This window comes from Haloechinothrix aidingensis (genome assembly GCF_013450155.1).
GTDB classification, from domain to species: Bacteria; Actinomycetota; Actinomycetes; order Mycobacteriales; family Pseudonocardiaceae; genus Haloechinothrix; species Haloechinothrix aidingensis.
Map to the genome: position 1 here is coordinate 225,610 of NZ_JACCKD010000006.1, position 19,659 is coordinate 245,268.

The window sequence follows — 19,659 nt, forward strand, 5'->3', positions numbered from 1 at the left end:
GGAATGACGTGAGGCCCCATCTGCCAGCGGTGTCGAACCAACCGCCACGGAAGCAAGAAGTGGGACGATACCCGCCGGATGTCTCCTTGCCAGCAACAGTGACTCAGCATGACGCGCGACGTCTGATCAACGCCGCACTACACCGGCTTCACCTCCAACAGGACCAGTTGTGCGTACATGCTGTCGCTGCCACCCGCGATGATGGATCTGGCGTGCTCCTGCTGGGTGGGCACGGTGCAGGGAAGAGCCTTGTCGGACTCGCTTTGGCCGAACGAGGATGGCGCATCTTGGCGGGCGACATCGCACTGATGCGACCGGGCCACGGCAGCGAAACCCCGCGCATTCTCGGGGGTACCAGGGCCTACTACGTCCGGGCTGGCGTGGTGGGTCGCTGGTTTCCTCGCTTGCTCACGGTGGACAATCATCCCGGGAAGGTCGATATCGGGTCCCGACTGCCAACGACCGAATCACCGGTGTCGCTGGTCAGCGCCGCTGTCGTGAACATCGATGGTGATCCGCACCAGGTCATGGAGTCGTACACACAGTACTCCCGCCACACCGCACGGACGGTGTGGCTCCGAGCCAGCAGCCACCTGTTGGACCGCGTACTCACCGACGACGTCGTCGTGCTGCGCGAGTTCGAGAATGTCCGCGCGACGCGACGGCGCCTGAGCCTGATTCGCGTGCTGGCCAGCCAGGTCCCCATGATCAACAGCGTCGGATCAGTTCACATGGCGGCTGACCATATTGAAGCCCATGCCGCAGCCGAGGTTTCGGGCACGCCGTCTGGAGTGGTGCCATGAAACGTCCTCGCTACCTGGCATGGGATTTCGGCGGCACAATCGCGCGACCCGGTCCGGAACCAACAGGACCGATGGTCGCCGACATCCTGTGGTCCTCATCTCCGGCAACGGTGCGAGCGCAGTATGCCGCCGCGTTCGATTCGATACGTACCTACGTGCGGGAGAGTGACCGCATCAGCCATCAGCAGACGCCGTTTTCCACCATGCTCGCCGAGGCCGCACAACGCACAGGACTCGTACTCGCCGAACCGGCGCGCGCAGTCGAGAGGATCTTCACTGAGATCCCCGACGGAGCAATCGACCCACGTGCAGCCCAAACGATACGAGATCTGTACCGGCGAGGCTGGTCGAACCTACTGGCATGCAACACTCAGCGGCCCGAAGCCGTACGGCTACGAACCCTGGAACGAGCCGGCCTCGCCGCGTACTTCACCCAGCTGGTGCTCTCGAGTTCTCTTGGCGTCCGCAAGCCCCACCCTGCGTTCTACCGAGCAGTCGTCACGGCTGCCGACACGAAGCCACACGAGATCCTGTTCGTCGGCGACACCTATGACAAGGACGTGCGCGGACCACGTCGACACGGGATGAGCACAGTCCTGATTTCCTCCCCATCTATGACACCGCCTGCTGACACCACGACGACCGTTGTCGCTCACGTGACCGAGCTACCAGCCCTTCTGGAACGCGACTATGAATTCTGACGCTGACTCCTACGTTGGACCCCGAGTCTGGTTCACCCACAGACGTGTCACCGTGCTCCCCCCGACGGCACCGCCGTCCGGCTGGGTGCAGGCAACGTTCAGTGTCGTCAGCCCCGGCACCGAACGGCGCGCACTGGCCACGTCCACCGAATCGGCCATACCGGCCGGATACATGAATCTGACACCGGATCCGGAGCAGACGGGCGCCTGGTTGCTCGCACCGGTACCGCACGGTGCTGCGTTCAATCCTCACCATCCTTCGGCGCTGACGACGCCACCGAACACCACACTCGAGATCGCAGCCCTCGCACGCTTTCAACAGATAGCCCACCTCGGCATGAACAAGCTCGCGGCAGATGCGGAGCTGCACGACGCGCTCGTGATCGGCTCCGGGCCTGTCGCACTCGGCTGCGTGCTGGAGCTACATCGACGCGGTGCGCAGCGCGTGCGCGTACTCACCACACGACGCGATCCGCCCGTCGCTGCTGTGCCGGGCGTCGTCCTTGTCGCAGCCACCGACACGCACACCGCGGACGTGGTCATTGACGCCACCGGGCAGCCGCACCGAGCCACCGCCTGGCTCAACGAGGGCGGCGTATTGGGATTGCTCGGAACCCCCAACCAAGCACACCGCCTTGCCGCCCTCCCGATGCATCGGAGCGGATGGACCGTTCACGGCATGCACGAGCTCGCATCCTACGACCACGCTCACTACCGCGAGGCATACGCCACCTGTGCGCGCTGGCTCACGTCCGCGGTCACGCCACACCTCACCACTGCCTGCTGCCGGCTCGTCCCGGGAGCGCACGCTCCACAGCTATTCGAGTACTTGCAGCGTCCTCACGCCCGGCCGACGGAACCGATCTTGATCCTGGAGTGGCAGTGACATCCCATGCGAGTACCGACACCACGCACGCGGGCTCGCCGGTGGGGTTGTACAGCATCGGCGCACGTGACCTCGACGTCCCCGGGCTGCTGAGCTGGGCACATCAACACGGGCTCCCCTTCATGCACCTGCGCGCCGGTCCGCGCGGCTACGATCTCGCCCGACGCGACACCAGCACCCTGCGACACTGGGCGCGGGTGGCCACACACACCATTCCCGTAACCGGCCTGACCTGCGATGTTGATCTCGTCGATCTCCTCAGGTCCGACCCCGACAGCACGGCACAGACGACAGCGCTCACGGCTGCCGCACGCGTCCTCGGCTGTCAATGGATACGAGTGTTAGCCCGCACCCCACCAGAACGATTGCCCGAACCCGTGTACCTGCCGCCCGAGGTTCACACCAACCACCCGATCACCGTGCTGATCGAGCTGCATCATCCGAACTGGCTACTCGCCAGCTCGCTGGAGCTGCTTCGCAGGATCCTCGACAACGGACCGCATCTACGGCTCCTGATCGACACCGGCCAGATACACCGGGGACAACGCCTCCACCCTGACGACTCGGTTGCTGTGGACCAGCTCCTGGCCGCCGCGAAAGTGCTCCATCTGTCCGACGATGGAACCGGACTCGATGGTATCGGCCATGTCGACACCGCCGAATGCGCCGTACGGCACATCGACACCGGCCACAATCTCGAGGTGGCGTTCGAGTGGACCGGACGGGATCGCTCTCCGGCCCAATGCCTCCACCGGTACCGCTCGGCACTGCAGTGGTGGCAGCACAGACACCAGCAAGTGACGAACGGGTGACCAGCATGCGCCCATGGGTCATCGTGTCCACCCACCCGCACCGACCGAGCCCGTACTTCGCCGAACTTCACCGCCACGCCGACCCCGTCGTCGACATGCACTTCACCCCGACACTGCACGAGCTCACCCGCACGTTCACCAAGCCCGGAGTGGTGAATCTGCACCGGCTCAAACGGCTGTATCAAGATTCCCACGGTCGTCGCACAGCCGAACACGCCGACGCCTTCCTGACACAGATCCAAGACCTTCGCGCCCGCGGCTGGCGGGTCGTCTGGACCGTGCAGAACCTCCTGCCCATCGGCGATCCGCCACCCGGAAGACTCGACCGCCACGTTGCCAACTCCGTGCTGGCCAACTGTGACGCGGTCATCAGCCACACCCACGCCGACGCCGCATACCTGCGCAATCACACCGCAGCACCCGTCGTCGTCACCGGCTGGGGGGCCGGCATGCCCCCGCGGCCGACCACTTCACAGCCCTCGCATGTATCCGCACTCGTCGAGCACATGCGCGCAACGCGGCTGCCGATCCTGACGCTGGGACACCTGACCAGCTACAAGGCCATCCCGGAGACGCTCGAAGCGTTTCACACCCACACCCGAACAGCGCAGCTATTCCTCGTCGGAACCAGCGAAACCGACAGCATCAACCGGCGCATCACCGAACTCATGCGAACCTGCGGCTCCCGAGTGCATCGCCACCCCCACACCATTCCCGCAGAACACGTCCCCGATCTCTACAAAGTCGCTGCCGCAGCGTTGTGCCCCTACCGCACCGACGGGCCGTGGGCATTCTTCACCAAGGTATGCCGACCAGCATCAGTCATCACTGCCTCTGCCCTCGGCCGAGTCGTTATCGCACCCGACCTGCCCGCCGTAAACGAGATCACACATGGTCGACCCCGCATGCTGTACCCACCGGAGCAAGATCCCGGTCCGGCCATAGCGGCCACCGAACACGCGCTATCAACGGGCGCGCTCACCCCAGCGCCGGAGGACCCTCACCCCGGTAGCTGGGTCACCGTAGCCACCACGTATCAGTACCTCGCCCGCCGACTACTCACCAGTTGAGGAGCGGTCCAGGGCATGGCCCCGCATCCCCGACTCGCTTTCCCCCGCAGACAACACCCGATCGGACGCTCCACGCGTCCCGCTGCTACCGGCACTGACGTTGGTGAGCCAGACGAGTCAACAATCGCCGAGCAGAGACCTCGCCTGCGCATACCGAACGACGCCCGAAGTTCGCCTCACATTCGCCTGATGAGTGCTCTAGAGGACGAACCGTCGATACGGTTACCTGGTCCTCAGACTCGCCATCAACGAGATGACACGAAGGGCTCCCAAATTGGCGAAGACGGACGACGGCGACAAGGCGCCAAAGGATGACGGCAAGCATTCGGTCCAGGATGACAAGAAGACCGGCAAAGAGCCCAAGGACATCGATCCCAAGGAGTACGGCAAGAAGTGACCAGCACCGCCGAGGACGACAACGTCAATCATCTGGCCGCCGAGCTCGAATCGATGGGCGAACTCCCCGTCATATGCGCCTCGGCCTTTCGTACGGTGCCTCGCGAGCAGTTCATTCCCGACCGCATATGGGCACAGGAGAGCGACGACGACCCATACATGCCGATCGACCGCGAACGTGAACCCGAACACTGGTACAGGCTGGTCAATTCCGATCGTGTCATCGTCACACAGTTCGACGACGGAGCTACTCATTGGCCCGAGACCGGATACCGACCCTCATGCTCTACATCGATGCCGTCACTCGTCGTCGGCATGCTCGCCGAACTCGCTCCGCAACCGGGCGAGAGAATTCTGGAGATCGGTACTGGCACCGGATACAATGCGGCGTTGCTTGCCGAGCTCGTCGGCCCCGCAGGGCAGGTCACCAGTGTCGAGATCGATCCCGACCTCGCCGAGCTAGCGCGGGTGAGGCTCGTGCAGGCTGGCTACAGCAACGTACGGGTCGTCGTCGCCGACGGAGTCGCAGGCGTCGAACCCGAACAGCCGTGGGATCGAGTGATCGTCACAGCAGGGGTACACGTCGGTCGACTCCCGTACGAATGGGTAGATCACAGCCGAGCTGACGGTATCGTGCTGACCCCTATGCGCACCGACCTCGCATCAGGACCGTTGGTGCGGTTCGTCGTGAATGCCGACGGCACTGCCACCGGACGCGCTTGCGCGATGCGAGTCGGCTTCATGGAACTACGACAACAACGCGTGGCTGCTGCTCGCGCATCCCAGCTGCGGTGGGACGACGACAGCGCTGACGTCTCGATCACCACCACCAACCCATTCGTCGCCTTACTGGACGAGGCAGCCCGATGGGCCATCGCGCTCGCGGTTCCCTGCTGCCGCTATAACCTCGAAAAGCCAACTATCGAACGCAGGTACGGCCTCGCCTGGCTGCTCGACCCCGTCACCGGCTCGTGGGCCAGCGCGGTGCCGACCGACGACGAACATCGCTTCATCGTGCGCCAACGCGGGCCGCGCAAGCTCTGGAACGAGGTAGAAACCGCATACCGATGGTGGCAACACCACCATCAACCAACACTCGAAACCTGGGACTGGACTGTCACCCCATACGAGCAGAGCGTCACCCTCGCCGAACAATGAGAATCACAAGCATCGAAGCGACCTCGGGCAGGGCGCAACACCCCACACCAGCACCGAACGCACCAGCGAACACGACGACTACAACACGGCGCACCGACGCCACCCCTTGTCATGGTCGCCGAGGAAACCGCGCGTGCTGCCCGACTACTCGACAGACATCGGCATCGTGTCAACCCACCAACGTGGACGTAACGTTCTAGAGTTTCGCCGTGCCCGCCTTATCGGCGATACCCAGGTGCGTCTATCCGTGGGGTGAGTGCGCTGGCGAAGATCCACTGGTTTAGCCACGCCGTGCCGGCTCCGGAGCTGACGGGAAAGGTGACCCAACCGATCCAGTGCCCGGTGGTGGTGCGGTCCCACATGCTCAGCTCGCCCGGCACCGTCGCTTGGAGGTCGAGCCCGTCGACGAGAAACAGTCGAGGTCGCTGGCGCAGGGGGTAGACCGCTCCCAGGTCCACCCAGACCGGCTTCGGCGGCCTGATCGCACTCCGACGTCCGCGCCGTTCCAGCGTCGGCTGATTATCGAACATTAGTTCGATTGTCGTGCATGGAAGCGGCAATGTCGATGGGAGCGCAGGCACACGATCAGACTTCGAGCCATTCTGGGGCAGGGCAGCGGCACGATCAACGCGCAGGCCAGGCAGTACACACCGGGCGTGAGGCAAGACCATGTATAAGCCCGTGCTAGGGGATGGTGTACCGCGCTTGCGCCCGATCAGTATGACCGATGCGCCTGCGCACCGTGCGGGCGAGGATGCCGAACTCGTGCGCTGGCCGTCCGGAAGGCCCGGCACGCCTGCCTCGGTGCGTGCCTACATCGGGCGAGCTATCGCCCACTGAGCACAGGACGGCCCGACCAAGACCTTCGCGATCGAGCACATCGCCACCGCCGAGATCGCAGGCACGCTGGATACCCATACCAGGCAGGACCATCTGGCCAGGGATCAGGCAAACATCGCCTACGGTCTCTACCCCCAGTGGCGCGGCCGGGGCCTGGCCACCCGAGCCGTACTGCTGGCCTGCCACTACCTCTCCACCCGGACCGCCACACGACAGGCGGTGCTACGCATCCATCCCCACAACACCGCCTCCATCGCACTAGCCCACCGTGCGGGGCTCAGCTACACTCACCGCGTCCATGCTGACGACGGCCCGCTGTACTGGTACATCCGGGCGTTGGGAGAGCCTCCGACGGGGTTACGGCCAACGGGCTCTCGGCGACCTGATGCGGATGGTCTCCATCTATGGTGGTGCGGACGGGGCTGATCACGCGGTAGACGAATACAGAGGCCAGCTGATGCACCCACCGTTACCGGACGCCTCTGCGTGCGTAGGTCGATACATCGCGATTCCGATGAGACCTGGCTAGCGGGTGCCGGGGCCGCTTGACGGCCCACGGCACCCGTTGCTTCAAGCCTGAGGATCTACCGTCCCAGCCTTCGCACTGCGAAGGAACGCCTGAAACTCATCTGCCCTGAGCCGTAGGATCGGGCTGTCGTCGGCGAGCTTGGAGTCACGGATACCCACTCGCCCTTGCGCTGCCGCAACTTCCACGCAGTCGCTTTCAGCCTTCGAGTGGGACGACTTCTGCCATGGAGTCGTCTGCCCGAAGCCGTCGGCGGCAACGTGATTGTTCACTGAAGCTCCTCCGCGCGTTGGGCGATGATCTGAGCTGATTCTACGGGCTTGTGCGCTCCGATCTGTATGTGGGTGAAGGCGTTGCGATACTCGCGAATCTCTTCGGGTTCCACGTAGTAGGTGCCCTGGAGGAGACCTTCGGTGTAGGCGACGGACGGGTTGCCGATCAGATCGTCGAACTGCAGCAGGATGAACGACCCGTTGATTCCAGCGTGCGGACCTGCGTTCAATGGCAACACTTGGATCGTCACCGTGGGATGCTCGGCGAGCTCGACGAGATGGTCCAGTTGTTCCCGCATCACCTGTGGGCCCTTGGCCGTGCGATACAGGACGGACTCGTCGATGACCGACCACACGGTGGGTGGCTCTGGCCCTTGCAGGAGTTCCTGTCGAGCGAGTCGTAGCTCGACGAGCCGGTTCACCTCGTGCTCAGTGATCTCTGGTCGACCCTGGCGGATCACGGCCTCGGCGTACGCCGCGGTTTGGAACAGGCCCGGTATAACGAGCGCGTCGTACCGTTCGATCTGTGCGGCGCTTGACTCCAGACCCAGGTAAAGATCGAACCACGCGGGTGCGGCACCGGCGAACTGTGTCCACCAGTCCGATCCGGTTCGTGCCGCTTTGAGTAGCTCGATAAATCTGTCCTCGCGATCACTGGCACCGTACAGCGTGAGCATCTCGCGCAGCTCCGAGGCCTTTGGCAAGTTTCGTGCGATCTCGATGTGTGTCACCTTGCCCACCGCGCACACCAGCCGATCAGCGACCTGCTGCCGATTGATCCCTGCCTTGTCACGGAGCCTGCGCAGTTCTAAGGCGATCCACCACTTCAGCACCGTTGGGCTGGACGTCGGCATCAAGACCTCCTCCGTGTACTCCTCTACGTCAGCACGGGCTAGCTTGACATGTGACGCGTCACTTTCTAACTTGTCACAGTAACGCGTCACGTTGTAATGGCTGGCAAGCGTAGCAGGTGCGGGACTAGTGCAATGTGGTGATCAGGCGCCATCAGTCAGCGTCTCGTCGCCGGATCGGCCCGCGCGTTGCTTCCTGCCCTATGTGTGGCGTCGTGAACGTATGGCCCTGGGTACTGGACGGTGGTTGGAATGTCGGGTCGGCATCGGTTGCGGCGCGGTTGGTGGGGGTGGTTGGCGCGGTGGCGGTATGGGCGGGCGCGGCCGGTTTCTACGGTGTGGGCTCGGGATGAGCAGGGGCGGCGGATGGCGGTGACGGTGTGGGCCTGTCCGGGTGGGGTGGTGCTGAGCTCGCCGGTGGGTGAGGTGGTGCTCTCGCGCGGTCAGGCCGAGCGGTTGCAGGCGGCGATGTCTACGGCGGCGACCGCACTGCTCGGGGTAATCGGCAAGGGCCGATATGGCGGGCATCGCGCTACACACGCCGAGCGAGTTGCCGCCGAAGGGGGCGGCACCGGCCAGGAGGATGTGGACCCGGCCGCGGACCCGGACGAGTGGCGGGTGTCGCGGTCGGGGCGGGTACGGGTGGTCTTCGGCGGTCCGCAACCGCCCGCAGTGGCCGATCCGGAGGGTGTGGATGCGGGGGATCCGCCGACGGTGCCGCGTTTCCGTCCACTGGCGGGTCTGGGTAACGGCTGTATAGACGAAGGACGTGATCATGATGGTCAAAGCAATGGCGTCCCCGAGCCCCGTGGCCAGTGGGCGCACACGGACCGGGCCCGCAACGTGCGGGCGGCGTGAGGCTGGTCTGCTGGCGGCGGCCCGGGACTGTTATGTCGCCGAGTTCGGCTGGCCGGTCGTGGTCGATGAGCAGCGCAGGCAAGTGCACCTGGCCGCTGGTGCGGTGGTGAATGCGGTGAGCATGCCCGCCACCCCGCTCGGTGAGGCAGTACTGCACGGGCTGGTTACCGCGCTGCAGCCGGCCGCCATTACCACTCTGCCCACCCGTGGCGGGCGATGTCCGCAATGGCTGCTGCTGACCCAGCCGCGCCACAAGCCCCAGGCTGCACTAGCTGATGACCTGCAGACAGCCGGGGTGCGTCCGATTCGATCGGGTGAGCCGGTCGTGCTGCCGGTACCTGGGATGCTGCGCCCGGATGTGCAGTGGATCTGCCCACCGTCGCCCCGGCGCGGGCTGCCGGCCTACTCGGTAGTGCTGGGCCTGGCCCGGCGCGCCTGCCACACTCACGCCGCACACAGCAGAACGTCAGGGGGCACCAGTGTTGGCTGAGGACCGCGAATTCCTGGCACGTATCGCACGAGCCCACCGCACGGTCACCGAGTCCTTCTTCGCCCTGACCGAGGGCGCCCTCTCCCGCGAGGCAACCGCCTGGTTGGGAGGCGAGTACACCGCCATCGGCGCCGAGTTCACCCGCCGGGCCCAGCGCTCGGTGGTCGACCCCGAACCCCCAGTGGTCGACGATGACGGCATCGAGTACATCCCTGGGCCCGACAGCGGCGACGAGGACGGTCGGTCATGAGCACAGACCCGTTGCCGCGGGTCGGATCGGCTGGGCTTGGCCGTCGGTGGAGTGTGCACGGTCGCAACCGATGCGGTGTCGCGAAGAGGGACGATCGTACTCGACAGCCATCCTACCGCCACCGGCTGAGCGGGATGCCCCAGTGTGCAGGGGCTGCGCCTGGTCGAAGAGCAATGGTATGCGCAGCCGATGCGCAGTACGCGGGCTGCGGCCCGGATCTGGAAGATCACCTGGTATGGCGTGCTGCTGCCCTGCGGACTGGGGGTGGATGCGATCGAACCGTCCGGCAGCCTGTTCGCCGACGTGGTGGGCGCAGATCCTGGGCCCGGTCATCGCCGCGCCCCCGGGGGTGGCCGGATGCGGTTGTGCCGGTCGCCACGCGCCGGGGATGCCGCCTGCGATGGTGAGCACTGCCGCCGCTACGGCACCGGGACGTGGATCCCGTTACGGCCGACCCGCACCCATAGGGCCCGGTGCGCTGGCTGTGGCCAACGTGGCGCAGCTCCCTGGCCGTTGCCCAGATCTTCTACCGTGTAGCGGACGATCACTCGTGCTCCGATGGCACCTACCCTCAGCAGTGGTGGTGAGGTGGCGCGTGCGCGTTGCCGGTCGCAGGCTCATCCCGTGTGAACTCCGGTGGACCAATCTGGCGGTGTGCCCGCATGTGCCCACGAGCCGGGGTCGCTGCGGCTGCCGCTGGTGCAGTACCGGAGGTGGGATGCCGCTGCCATCTTCAGCGGCATCCCACCTCCACCCACGACGGCGGCAGTCGTGTCAGCCCGCGACGGTGATCAGAGTCTCCGACGTATCGATGGAGATGATCGATGTGGCGCTGATCGCTAGTGTCGCTGCGACCAGCAGGATCAATGCCCGCCAGGTGGGCCACCAAGCAGGCCGGAACAGGATGCCCTCGACAAGCCCGACCCATCCGTGGGACGCACCCTTATCGACCGGGAACGGCTGGTGTCTGCGGGCTCGGCAGGGTGGGGCGGCTACTGGTGCGAACCGATCCGTGTCGGCATCCAGCAACTCGTCCAGGCCCACCTCGGGAGCGGGATCCTCACGAGGCTTGCTACGGACAGTTCGCACCCGTGTGGGGGAAGGGGAGTGTCGGCGTGACCAGAACTGCGTTAGGTTACGCATGTCTGTCGGCCCTCCTGTCTAGCTCGGAAACGTTGCAGGGTTGCTGGCGGACACGCGGCTCCCCGGTTGCCTCGGGGAGCCGCGATCTTGTTTCCAGCGCCCTCATGATGGTCAGCCCGGTGCGCCAACGCATGCCCATTGAGCCCCGATGCGGCGGCCGGTGCCACAAAAGCGGCGAATGGTTACGAAAAGATAACAGAGCCGAAGTGGTCGGAACCGCGCACAGCGGAGCAAGGCCACTCGTCGTGCGGGTGTAACACGCGACTGGGTCGCGGTCGAGGTCGTCGACGCGTGCCGTGCCGCAGACCGGGAGGTGTTCCGGTTCATCGAGGTCATCAACGATGTTTTCGTGTAGGTGAGGCAGTGTGCGCGTGATGCGTGCGCGAGTGGAAGGCATGGTGATCACGGGTATGGCGTCGTCGGATACATTCATCTGCAGGGCGATCTGCATTTGCAGATGCACGTGCATATCACGTTATCAACGTTATAGTGCTGCTCGCTGATCCGCAGCCCAAGTACGGCGAAAGGTGGTCCTGGTGCGCTGGTCGTATCGGTAGTGATCGGTCGCGGCGAACTGCTCTGGGTGACGCTCTGGCTCCGGTCGTGACAGGAGCCGCTGACGATACGCGTGCTGCTGGACCAGCATCAGCATTGCGACCGAACGGTCAGGGCCACGGTCCTGGCGCGGATGAATGACCGCGAACCCATCTCTGAGATCACTCAGTCGTTGTGGCGCTGCTGGTTGTGTCGGTGACGGGGATGTGCCAGTCAATGTGGTGGCTGGTCAGCCAGGCCGAGGTGTTGCGGGGTCCACCACGGAGCAGCAGTGGCAGGAGTGCGTCGCGTACTCGGCGGGTCAGGGGACCGGGGATGGCGCGGCCGGTCATTTTGGCGCTCGTGGCCACGAGTTGTTCGGCGCGGGATCGCCGTAGGTGTTCGAAGGTGGCCAAGGCTTCGGGGATGGCGGGGAGGTCGCGGAGGCATTGGGCGAGGATGACGGCGTCTTCCAGCGCCAGTGAGGCGCCGTGGCCGGCGCTGGGTGAGGCGGCGTGTGCGGCGTCGCCGAGGACGATCGCGTGGTGGTGGTGCCAAGTGGGCAGGTGGGGGATGTCGTAGGCGCCGGTGCCGATGATGGTGCTGTCGCAGGCTGCGACGATGCTGGCGAGGGGTGTGTGGTCACGGGCCAGGAGTTCGAGCAGGTGGCGTTTCCACTGCTGGCTGGTGGTGGCGGCCAGCTCGGTGCGGGAGCGTTCGCGGCTGGGGATGGTGACGAACCACCAGGTGGTGCCGTCGGGATCGGTTGTGTAGCCGGCGAAGGCGCGGCGGCCGTAGGCCATGCGGTAGGTGCCGACTGGGGTCGTTTCGGGGCTGTGGTGTGTGTAGCCGCAGACGGTGATCATGTCGAGGTAGCGGGGCGCGGGGGCGGCCGGGTCGATGAGTCCGCGGGTGGTGGAGTGGACGCCGTCGGCGCCGATGAGCAGGTCGGTCTGGGTGTCGGTGTTGTCGGCGAAGCGCGCGGTGACGTGTGTATCGCCGCTGTGGCTGAGTCCGATCAGACGCTTGCCGTGGTGGATGGTGATGCCGCGCGGGGTGGCTTCGTCGTGCAGTAGGCGGTAGAGGGCGGCTCGGGTGAGGGTGCGGGCGGTGCCGGTGATGGGGACCGCGCCCAGCGGGCGGCCGGAGCCAGCCAGGAACTCGACCCGTTCGGCGGGTAGGGAGTGGTCGATGACGAGCTGGTCGGCGCCGATGGCGGCGAGCGCGTCGATGCCGTTGGCCATCAGGTTCAGGAAGGCACCGACGTCATCGGCTCCGGTGGGGTAGGCCTCGTGCACGGTGGCCTCGATGCCGGCTTGCTGCAGGGCCATGGCCGCAGCGGGTCCGGCGACTCCGCCGCCGATGATCACAGCATGGGTCACGGTCACCTCCGGGGGTGTGCGGCATCGAGTTGACGGGCCAGGGTGAGTAGCTGGTCGACGTCGGCGTCGAGCCCGGGCTGATCGGGCACGGCGATGGGTATCGCATGGGCGGGTACCACCTGCCCGGTCGCATGGGCGTGCAGGGCTTCGCGGATTCGACGCGCCAGGGGTTGGTCGTCACCGCCGTGGCTGTGTTCCAGGTGGGCGAGGTAGGGGCTCAGGCGCACCAGCCCATCGCGGCATTCGACCACACGCCGGTAGTAGCGGGTGTGCACCCCGCCCGGGCGTAGCGCCTCGATCCAGCGGCGGCCGGGCAGGCGTGGCAAGTGGTCTTCGGGGAACTGGGCGTGCAGCAGCGACCAGAGGGGTTCGAGCTGGTGGTAGGTGCGGCGGTGGCGCCACCACAGGCGCATGGCGGCCAGCCGCATGACCATGGCCGGGTAGATGATGCCGGCCAGAAACAGCAGGACCCCGGGCAGTAGCACGACGATGGCCGCGGTCAGCAGCGGCTGGGGCATGATTCCTCCGGCCCAGCGCACGATGTTGGCGACCACGAAGGTCGAGTTCGCCGCCACGATCGCGGCCAGTCCGAGGGCGACCAACCGCAGCCCCCGCCGCAACCGGGGTTCGGCCCGCTGCGCGTAGACCAGGGTGAGCACCAGCGCGGAGGTAAACGCCACCAGCAGGTAGGAGTTGGCGGTGGTGTAGAAGGCGCCGATGCTGGTGATCCCACGCGGTTCGGGATGGTTACCACCGGGCAGCATCGCCGCGGCCTGCCGCAGGGTGTCGGGAATCGCCGCCGCGGCCAGCATGATGATCACCATCGCCGTCGCCAACGGCAGAGCGTGCCCACTGGCCTGAAGCCGGGCACGAGCAGCATCGAAGGCCGAAAACAGGAAGAAGCAGATCAGCGCGTAGGCTCCGGCCAGCAGCAGCAGGTGCTGCACCAGCCGGGAGGTCATCGGATCCAACCCCGCCAGGGCGACCCCGTCGGTGGCGGCCACCCCGAACGGATACGCGGCGCCCCAGGTGGCGATCAACCCCGCGATCGCCCACAGCCGTACGTCCCGCGGCGTGCGAGCCAGCCGCACCGCCAGCCAGGCCAGCACCGTCAGCGCCGCGATCCCCTGGATCACCTGAGTGATGGTCATAGCCAACCCAGCCGATCCTGCAGGGCGCTGCCGAGCCGGCGGGTGGCGGCATCGGCGCCACCGCGCAGCGCGACCTGGTCGAGCACGCTGGCCCACTCCAGGATGATGGTCGCCGCCAGCTCCGCCTCGCGCTCCTGCTCGGAATCGTAGGCGGTGCGCCGCAGCGCACGACGGATCGCATCCGGGGTCAACTCCGGGTAGTGCTGCCGGAGCGTTCCCGGATCGGTGCCCGGGTACAGCTGGCTCAGCAGCGCGTCATCAGTCTCATCACTGCGATGCCCGGCCAGGATATGCCCGAACTCGTGCAGCACGATGTGGTTCTGGTGGGGCGCGCTGGTCTCCTGCTGGTACAGGATGTAGTCCCGCTCGCCGGTGGCGACCCACACCCCGAACGGCCCCGGCACCGGAATGGGGTGGGGCACCAGCCGGATCGGGCGATGACGGACTCGACCGATGCGCTCGCACAGCTGCTCGACATCCAGCGGCGGCTGGATGTCGAGTGCCCGCAACAGTCGGCGGCATCGTCGCCGCAGCTGCCGCTCCCGCATCACCGACGCTCCTCACGCGAGACGCGGGCGGCTACCCGCCGGGCTCCTGGGTGCCACGTTCGGACCGCTCGAGCCGGTAGACCACATCCAGCAAATCCATCACCTGCCGTCGCCCTTCGGGTGAGAGCTCCCCGGCCCGCAGTGCCATCACTCGCGCCTGGTCATCGCTGACCAGCTCGCTGACGCGTCGGCGTTCGGCACGGATCTCCGCCAGCCGTGCGTCGACACGGTCGCTGACCTCGTCGTCGAAGAAGTACGACACCGGCACCCCGAAGAACTCGGCCAACCCGCGCAGGTGGCGGTAGGTCGGATTGTCCTTGGCCCCGGTGCGTAGCTGCCAGATATAGCTGGGCGAGATCGTGCGGACCACACCACTGTCCTGGACGGCACTGGCCACCTGTTGGTTGCTGTACTCCCGCCCGTCAGCACGGGGGCAGGTGGCGAACAACCGGTTGAGCTTGTCGGCCAGAGTCTGCTCCGGTCCGTGTGGCGTGTCCATCGCGATGTCCCAGCCTTGTGTCGTTCACTGATATGAACACTCTATTAGGTGATGCTGTTCATCTCAGTTGATATGCGTACTGCGTGAACATAGACTGCTGCTTACCGTAGCTCAACTGAAGTGAATCGCACCATCACCTGAGCGATGCACGTCAGTGACGACGGTGTGGTGTTGCGGCAGGGGAGGATCGTGATGGTCAGCGCAGTTCGGGACACCTCCGTTCCCGGCAGTGGTTGGTGCCAGACGACGTCGGCAGGGGACGAGGGACACCTGATGGTCCGGGACGCACCCGCCGAGGATGACTTCGTACGGCAGCTCTCGGCGGTCTCGCATCTGTTCAGCGACAAGTGGGCACCATCGGTGATCGCCGCACTCTGGCAGGGACCTCGCAGCTACTCGGACCTCCAGGCCAGGATGCAGTCGTACTCGACGGCAGCGGCCTCACGCGGTCGGCCAGTCGTGCTGCATGCCACCGTGCTTACACGCATCCTCAAGCGGATGGTGGCCGAAGGTCGCATCATTCGCGAAGGCGTGCGCGGCGGACGTGTGCGCTATCGGCTGCACCCGGAGTTCGTCGACGCGATCTATGCCGCCGAGCCCTTGCTGCACTGGACGCGGTGCCACCCGGACTTGGCGCACCGCCTCGGATGCCACGGCACCGGCGCGGCGTGACACTCGGGCGCGCGCGGTTACCACGGGGACGACGCCTCGCGCTGCTGGCGCTGCTGCTGGGCGTGGGCGATGGCGTCGGGACGTGCGACCACCCAAGAGACCGCCGGGCGCAATGCGTCGAGCAGCTCGGCGGCTGTGGTGGTGAGCGCAAACCGCGGAGGCATCGTCGAGTCAGGCGTGCACTGCCGCTGCAACAGCCCTTCCTCGTGCATGGCCTCGAGCGTCTCCCTCAACACTTTGTCGGTGATGCGCCGGGACGGCCTACCCGTCCAGGCGTCGGGGCCGGTAGTGGCCTGCAAGGCGTGCAGCAGGTCGGTGTAACGCATCGGACCCGAGACGAGGGCGGTGAGGATGTGCGGTGCCCAGTACCGGTTGAGCAACCGCAACAGATCGCACAGATGCACTCGGAACGACTCGCTGTCCGGTGTGAGCGATGCGTCCATCAGCGGTTCCTTGCGCGCGAACAATCCTGGCGAGCATGGCAGCGCGGCAACGCTGCCGACGCGTTCTTTCTACTCAGCGTAATCGCCGTGGGCGTCGATTGGGATCCGTAGATGTACTCAGCGTGACTGTCGGAACTACGCATCCGGGGTCGAGTGGATCGCATTTGACTTGACCCGACAGCCGTGGGCCCGGTGAAAGGATGGTGGGTGGATATGGGTCCGGCTGTGTTGGCAGCCGTGGTGGGGCTGGTGATCGGCCCGGCACTGGCAGCGTGGGCCGATCGCGCTGCGCGACGCGAGCCACTGTTCGCCCCGGGCTGGTGGCGTGGGGGTAGCGCAGCACGGGCGGATCGGATCGTGGCCACAGCACTTGCGGCAGCTGTGTTAGCTGTCGTGGCCCATCAGTACGTTGGTAGCGCGAGCGTGCTGGCGTGGTTCTGGCTGTCCTGCACAGGCATTGTCCTTGGCCTCGTCGACGTTCGGTGTCGACGCCTGCCGCACGCCGGCACGGTGGCCATGGCAGTCGGTGGGGTGGCGTGCTTGGCGGGGGCTGCGGTGATCGAGAGTGCCTGGCCGCGCCTGATGGTCGCGATGCTGTCCGGTGTGGGCGTGTACCTGGTGGCGGCCGCGGTGCAACTACTGGCTCCCGGCCACACGGGCGGTGGCGATACCGCACTCTATGGGGCGCTTGCGCTGTACGTGGGCTGGTTCGGCTGGTCAGGTCTCGCGCTGGGGCTGCTCTTGGCGGTCGGATTGACCGGCGTCGTTGGTGTGTTTGTCGGGATCGCGCGCCGCACTGCGGCGGCCACGTTCCCGGCGGGCCCGTCGTTGATCACCGGCGCGATCACCGCGATCGTGCTGGCGTGACCGGTGCTTGCTCGCCATGGCGCACGTCCAACGGTAGCTACATACCTTGATGTTCCTACTTTGAAGTGGGTCTTCTCCGTCGTGTAGATGTGGTGTGCGTCACCGGTAGGAGTCGATCGGGCGCCTACGGTGACCACCCGCTATCCGGGGAGTCGTGTGGCTGGGAGGGATCTCATGCGGGCTCGTACACGATGGAGCACACGTGGCGCAATCACCGGTGCAGTGCTGGCGCTGATGCTGGTCATTGCTGGCTGTGACGAGATGCCCGATCGGGACGGGCACGACTCCGACGTCCAGGCGCCGACCTCGTCGGAGCTGACTACGCGCACCGAGCAGAACGATCGGGCGGCGGTGATCGAGGCCTACGACCGGTTCTGGGCGCGTACCCACGAGGTGCCGCACGAGCCAGAATCGGAGTGGGAGGAGTCGATGGCACAAGTCGCGGTGGATCCGCAGCTGAGTACCACCCTGCAGGGGATGCGGTTCCAGCACGAGGACGGTGTCACCTCCTACGGGCACGTTCGGTCGCGCGTGTCCGAAGTGGAAATCGACGCCGATGAGGCCGTGGTGGTCGATTGCCAGGATGCGTCCGAATCGGGACAGGCCGACCTCGACACCGGCGAGCGTAAGACCGTCGGCGTGGAACGCAATCCGATACGAGCGCGGATGGAGCGTGACACAGGCGACGGGCGATGGAAGGTCGCCGAGATCACCTATCCGGGCGGTGAATGCTGATGCGCGCACGCCACGAATCGCGGGTCGGTCTCGTCGGCGCCGTCACCGCCTCGATACTGATCATCTCCCCGCATGCGGCGCAGACCGACCCGGACGAGGAGTCCGGCCAGGTGACCGTGGCTCCCGGGGACCAGTTGGGCTGGCACGCGCCACCCCGGGTGGAGATGGAGGCCGAGCACTCCCTGCGTGCCCCCCAGGCAGGAAACGCCTCCGGTGGGGATAGCGCGACAGGGTCGTCGCACAGCGGTGGTGTGACGACACCGGCGTGCACGTATGAGCCGATCACCGCCGTCGGGGGTGTCGAGGGTGACCGCGTGGTGGACGCGCTGAAGGCGACGTTTCCGGACCTGCATTTGGGAACACGTGGTGGGGATGAGTCGCTGGCGTTTCGGGTGCGGTGTCCCGGAGCTGGCGGTGGCTGGGTGATCGGCGATGGCGACGCTGCCGGCCCCAGCGCGGCGGGCGCGTCGGCCTCGCTGCCTTCGGCGGCGGAGCTGGCCGAGCGGGCGCGGCAGAGACTGCAGCTGCCGCTGCCGACACCGAACATGTCGCCGGAGGTGACCCTGACGGATGGTCGCACGGCGACCATGGTGCGCGAACACACGTGGCTGTGGGTCGATTCCGAGGCGTGGACCGAGCAGTCCGCCCGGGTCTCGGCCGGGCCGGTGTGGGCCGAGGCGGTCGCCGTACCTCGGCGGTTGACTGTGGAGTGGAGCACCGGCGAGCGGACCTCGTGCGCAGGCCCGGGAACCCCGTACGACCGGTCGTACGGCATGCATGAGCCGAGCCCGGACTGCGGACTGCGACTGACCCAATCCACCTACGGCCTACCGGGAGAGCAGGCCGAGGTGGAATACGCCATCACGTGGTCGGTGCGCTGGCAGGGTTCGGACGGAGCGTCCGACGAAGGGGGTGAGCTGGCGACGATGGTTTCGCGAGCCAGCGAGCACGTCGTGGTCGCCGAGGCACAGTCGTTGCGGCAGGACTGATCACGACTCGCACCGCCGATCCAGTCCAGGCGGCGGGAACCGAGCGCGAAATTCACGACAGATCGACGACGAAGGTAGGTGCCTTCGATGGTCACAGGTGTGTCTCTACGACCCGACGCGGCGGACACAGCAGACGCCCAGGTGTCACCACCCACCACCGCGGCGAGCGAGCGCGTTCCGCGCGTGCCACGCCGACGCCGCTGGTGGCTGGCCGGGATCGCGGTCGCGCTGGCGGCATGCGGAGGATTGGGCGGCTGGCTTGTGATCGCGGCGGCCGATGAACGCGTCGAGGTCCTGGTGGCCGCGCACGACATCCCCTGGGGCACGAACCTGTCCGCGCAGAACGTGACCACTGCCTGGGCCGCCCCGGATGAGGCGACGGCGGTGGTCCTGGCCGCCGACCGGGACCAGGTGCTCGGCCGGACCACCGCGATGAGCGTGCCGCGAGGCGCACTGCTGGCGCCAGGGCACGTGCGGGAACACCCGCTACCCGGCCCGGAGGAGATTTTGGTGAGCATGCGCGGTCAAAGCCTTCCCGCGCACGGCGTGCAGCCGGGCGCTCGGGTACGCGTGGTGCCCGTGGCCGAGTCCGCGCCTGCCGAGACCGACACCACGACGGGCGAGTCAGTGGATGCTCGGGTGGTGGAAGTGGGTGAGACCGACACCCAGGACCGCACCCGGGTGGACGTCGTAGTCGCGGCCAGAGCGTCGCAGGCCGCGATCAACGCCGCTGCGGGCGACGTCGTGTTCGTCGTGCTCGGACCGGGCTCGTGACACATCAAG

25 protein-coding genes are annotated in these 19,659 nt (G+C 66.4%); 16 read left to right on the forward strand and 9 right to left on the reverse strand.

The window, feature by feature from the left end:
- Positions 1-287: 287 nt before the first annotated feature.
- A complete protein-coding gene (locus H0B56_RS16990; RefSeq protein ID WP_180894070.1) occupies positions 288-803 on the forward strand; it encodes a hypothetical protein in 516 nt (171 codons plus the stop codon).
- A complete protein-coding gene (locus H0B56_RS16995) occupies positions 800-1,504 on the forward strand; it encodes an HAD family hydrolase (RefSeq protein WP_180894071.1) in 705 nt (234 codons plus the stop codon). The genes H0B56_RS16990 and H0B56_RS16995 overlap by 4 nt, the downstream gene beginning before the upstream one ends.
- A 421-nt stretch (positions 1,505-1,925) precedes the next feature.
- Here H0B56_RS16995 and H0B56_RS17000 read toward each other — a convergent pair whose 3' ends face one another.
- Positions 1,926-2,069 carry a hypothetical protein gene (locus H0B56_RS17000; RefSeq protein ID WP_180894072.1) on the reverse strand — a complete coding sequence of 48 codons (144 nt, stop codon included), beginning with the start codon at positions 2,067-2,069 and terminating at the stop codon, positions 1,926-1,928.
- A gap of 317 nt (positions 2,070-2,386) precedes the next feature.
- On the opposite strand from H0B56_RS17000, the gene H0B56_RS17005 reads away from it, so the two are divergent.
- The 4 genes from H0B56_RS17005 to H0B56_RS17015 all read left to right on the forward strand — a co-directional run bounded on the left by H0B56_RS17005 (position 2,387) and on the right by H0B56_RS17015 (position 5,826).
- A complete protein-coding gene (locus tag H0B56_RS17005) occupies positions 2,387-3,202 on the forward strand; it encodes an AP endonuclease (protein ID WP_180894073.1) in 816 nt (271 codons plus the stop codon).
- Positions 3,103-4,272, forward strand: a complete 1,170-nt coding sequence (locus H0B56_RS23535) for a glycosyltransferase (protein WP_180894074.1) — start codon at positions 3,103-3,105, stop codon at positions 4,270-4,272. Before H0B56_RS17005 ends, H0B56_RS23535 begins: the two co-directional genes overlap by 100 nt.
- A gap of 274 nt (positions 4,273-4,546) precedes the next feature.
- Positions 4,547-4,669, forward strand: coding sequence for a hypothetical protein (locus tag H0B56_RS23300; protein ID WP_281373678.1), 123 nt, complete (start codon positions 4,547-4,549; stop codon positions 4,667-4,669).
- Positions 4,666-5,826 (forward strand): methyltransferase domain-containing protein, encoded by a 1,161-nt coding sequence (locus H0B56_RS17015; RefSeq protein ID WP_343063932.1) that lies wholly within the window; start codon positions 4,666-4,668, stop codon positions 5,824-5,826. The genes H0B56_RS23300 and H0B56_RS17015 overlap by 4 nt, the downstream gene beginning before the upstream one ends.
- Positions 5,827-6,044: 218 nt before the next feature.
- On the opposite strand, the gene H0B56_RS17020 is transcribed toward H0B56_RS17015, so the two are convergent.
- Positions 6,045-6,356, reverse strand: coding sequence for a hypothetical protein (locus H0B56_RS17020; RefSeq protein ID WP_246361257.1), 312 nt, complete (start codon positions 6,354-6,356; stop codon positions 6,045-6,047).
- 175 nt (positions 6,357-6,531) lie between these two features.
- Between H0B56_RS17020 and H0B56_RS23305 the strand changes: the two genes are divergently transcribed.
- A complete protein-coding gene (locus tag H0B56_RS23305; protein WP_281373679.1) occupies positions 6,532-6,666 on the forward strand; it encodes a hypothetical protein in 135 nt (44 codons plus the stop codon).
- A gap of 30 nt (positions 6,667-6,696) precedes the next feature.
- Entirely contained in the window at positions 6,697-7,092 is a 396-nt protein-coding gene (locus H0B56_RS23690; RefSeq protein ID WP_180894188.1) for a GNAT family N-acetyltransferase, read from the forward strand.
- A 144-nt stretch (positions 7,093-7,236) separates the two neighbouring features.
- Here the strand turns inward: H0B56_RS23690 and H0B56_RS23695 are convergent, their stop codons facing one another.
- A complete protein-coding gene (locus tag H0B56_RS23695) occupies positions 7,237-7,464 on the reverse strand; it encodes a DUF397 domain-containing protein (RefSeq protein ID WP_180894075.1) in 228 nt (75 codons plus the stop codon).
- Positions 7,461-8,318 carry a helix-turn-helix domain-containing protein gene (locus H0B56_RS17035; RefSeq protein WP_180894076.1) on the reverse strand — a complete coding sequence of 286 codons (858 nt, stop codon included), beginning with the start codon at positions 8,316-8,318 and terminating at the stop codon, positions 7,461-7,463. Before H0B56_RS17035 ends, H0B56_RS23695 begins: the two co-directional genes overlap by 4 nt.
- A gap of 363 nt (positions 8,319-8,681) precedes the next feature.
- Between H0B56_RS17035 and H0B56_RS17040 the strand changes: the two genes are divergently transcribed.
- Genes H0B56_RS17040 through H0B56_RS17050 form a run of 3 tightly spaced genes read left to right on the forward strand, consistent with a single transcriptional unit; the run spans position 8,682 to position 9,913 of the window.
- Complete coding sequence (locus H0B56_RS17040; RefSeq protein ID WP_180894077.1) at positions 8,682-9,173, forward strand: hypothetical protein; 492 nt, start codon at positions 8,682-8,684, stop codon at positions 9,171-9,173.
- Positions 9,174-9,231: 58 nt separating this feature from the next.
- Positions 9,232-9,663 carry a hypothetical protein gene (locus H0B56_RS17045; protein ID WP_180894078.1) on the forward strand — a complete coding sequence of 144 codons (432 nt, stop codon included), beginning with the start codon at positions 9,232-9,234 and terminating at the stop codon, positions 9,661-9,663.
- Positions 9,653-9,913: a hypothetical protein gene (locus H0B56_RS17050; RefSeq protein WP_180894079.1), complete on the forward strand. Its 261-nt coding sequence runs from the start codon at positions 9,653-9,655 to the stop codon at positions 9,911-9,913. Before H0B56_RS17045 ends, H0B56_RS17050 begins: the two co-directional genes overlap by 11 nt.
- A gap of 1,859 nt (positions 9,914-11,772) precedes the next feature.
- Here the strand turns inward: H0B56_RS17050 and H0B56_RS17055 are convergent.
- The 4 genes from H0B56_RS17055 to H0B56_RS17070 are packed head-to-tail and all read right to left on the reverse strand — an operon-like array spanning position 11,773 to position 15,170.
- Entirely contained in the window at positions 11,773-12,972 is a 1,200-nt protein-coding gene (locus H0B56_RS17055; RefSeq protein WP_180894080.1) for an FAD-dependent monooxygenase, read from the reverse strand.
- Positions 12,973-12,974: 2 nt separating this feature from the next.
- Complete coding sequence (locus tag H0B56_RS17060; RefSeq protein WP_180894081.1) at positions 12,975-14,123, reverse strand: MAB_1171c family putative transporter; 1,149 nt, start codon at positions 14,121-14,123, stop codon at positions 12,975-12,977.
- Positions 14,120-14,671, reverse strand: a complete 552-nt coding sequence (locus H0B56_RS17065) for a hypothetical protein (protein ID WP_180894082.1) — start codon at positions 14,669-14,671, stop codon at positions 14,120-14,122. Before H0B56_RS17065 ends, H0B56_RS17060 begins: the two co-directional genes overlap by 4 nt.
- A 31-nt stretch (positions 14,672-14,702) precedes the next feature.
- A complete protein-coding gene (locus tag H0B56_RS17070) occupies positions 14,703-15,170 on the reverse strand; it encodes a helix-turn-helix domain-containing protein (protein WP_180894083.1) in 468 nt (155 codons plus the stop codon).
- Between the two features lie 144 nt (positions 15,171-15,314).
- Between H0B56_RS17070 and H0B56_RS17075 the strand changes: the two genes are divergently transcribed.
- Positions 15,315-15,842 carry a winged helix-turn-helix transcriptional regulator gene (locus H0B56_RS17075; RefSeq protein ID WP_180894084.1) on the forward strand — a complete coding sequence of 176 codons (528 nt, stop codon included), beginning with the start codon at positions 15,315-15,317 and terminating at the stop codon, positions 15,840-15,842.
- Between the two features lie 17 nt (positions 15,843-15,859).
- Here H0B56_RS17075 and H0B56_RS17080 read toward each other — a convergent pair whose 3' ends face one another.
- The gene (locus H0B56_RS17080) at positions 15,860-16,285 is read right to left on the reverse strand and encodes a winged helix-turn-helix transcriptional regulator (RefSeq protein ID WP_180894085.1); all 426 of its coding nucleotides are present in this window, start codon (positions 16,283-16,285) and stop codon (positions 15,860-15,862) included.
- Positions 16,286-16,642: 357 nt separating this feature from the next.
- Here H0B56_RS17080 and H0B56_RS17085 point away from each other — a divergent pair, with 357 nt between their 5' ends.
- The 4 genes from H0B56_RS17085 to H0B56_RS17100 all read left to right on the forward strand — a co-directional run bounded on the left by H0B56_RS17085 (position 16,643) and on the right by H0B56_RS17100 (position 19,650).
- Entirely contained in the window at positions 16,643-17,152 is a 510-nt protein-coding gene (locus H0B56_RS17085; protein ID WP_180894086.1) for a prepilin peptidase, read from the forward strand.
- A gap of 234 nt (positions 17,153-17,386) precedes the next feature.
- Positions 17,387-17,887: a hypothetical protein gene (locus H0B56_RS17090; protein ID WP_180894087.1), complete on the forward strand. Its 501-nt coding sequence runs from the start codon at positions 17,387-17,389 to the stop codon at positions 17,885-17,887.
- Positions 17,887-18,876 (forward strand): hypothetical protein, encoded by a 990-nt coding sequence (locus H0B56_RS23005; RefSeq protein ID WP_246361258.1) that lies wholly within the window; start codon positions 17,887-17,889, stop codon positions 18,874-18,876. The genes H0B56_RS17090 and H0B56_RS23005 overlap by 1 nt, the downstream gene beginning before the upstream one ends.
- Before the next feature lie 99 nt (positions 18,877-18,975).
- The gene (locus H0B56_RS17100) at positions 18,976-19,650 is read left to right on the forward strand and encodes an SAF domain-containing protein (RefSeq protein WP_180894088.1); all 675 of its coding nucleotides are present in this window, start codon (positions 18,976-18,978) and stop codon (positions 19,648-19,650) included.
- Positions 19,651-19,659 lie beyond the last annotated feature (9 nt).

Bases quoted from the DNA above. Each gene is read 5' to 3' on its own strand.
- H0B56_RS17060 (WP_180894081.1), bottom strand. From the start codon at position 14,123: ATGACCATCACTCAGGTGATCCAGGGGATCGCGGCGCTGACGGTGCTG.
- H0B56_RS16995 (WP_180894071.1), top strand. From the start codon at position 800: ATGAAACGTCCTCGCTACCTGGCATGGGATTTCGGCGGCACAATCGCG.
- H0B56_RS17070 (WP_180894083.1), bottom strand. From the start codon at position 15,170: ATGGACACGCCACACGGACCGGAGCAGACTCTGGCCGACAAGCTCAAC.
- H0B56_RS17020 (WP_246361257.1), bottom strand. From the start codon at position 6,356: ATGTTCGATAATCAGCCGACGCTGGAACGGCGCGGACGTCGGAGTGCG.
- H0B56_RS17065 (WP_180894082.1), bottom strand. From the start codon at position 14,671: ATGCGGGAGCGGCAGCTGCGGCGACGATGCCGCCGACTGTTGCGGGCA.
- H0B56_RS17075 (WP_180894084.1), top strand. From the start codon at position 15,315: ATGCACGTCAGTGACGACGGTGTGGTGTTGCGGCAGGGGAGGATCGTG.
- H0B56_RS23005 (WP_246361258.1), top strand. From the start codon at position 17,887: ATGCGCGCACGCCACGAATCGCGGGTCGGTCTCGTCGGCGCCGTCACC.
- H0B56_RS17090 (WP_180894087.1), top strand. From the start codon at position 17,387: ATGCTGGTCATTGCTGGCTGTGACGAGATGCCCGATCGGGACGGGCAC.
- H0B56_RS17040 (WP_180894077.1), top strand. From the start codon at position 8,682: ATGGCGGTGACGGTGTGGGCCTGTCCGGGTGGGGTGGTGCTGAGCTCG.
- H0B56_RS17035 (WP_180894076.1), bottom strand. From the start codon at position 8,318: ATGCCGACGTCCAGCCCAACGGTGCTGAAGTGGTGGATCGCCTTAGAA.
- H0B56_RS17080 (WP_180894085.1), bottom strand. From the start codon at position 16,285: ATGGACGCATCGCTCACACCGGACAGCGAGTCGTTCCGAGTGCATCTG.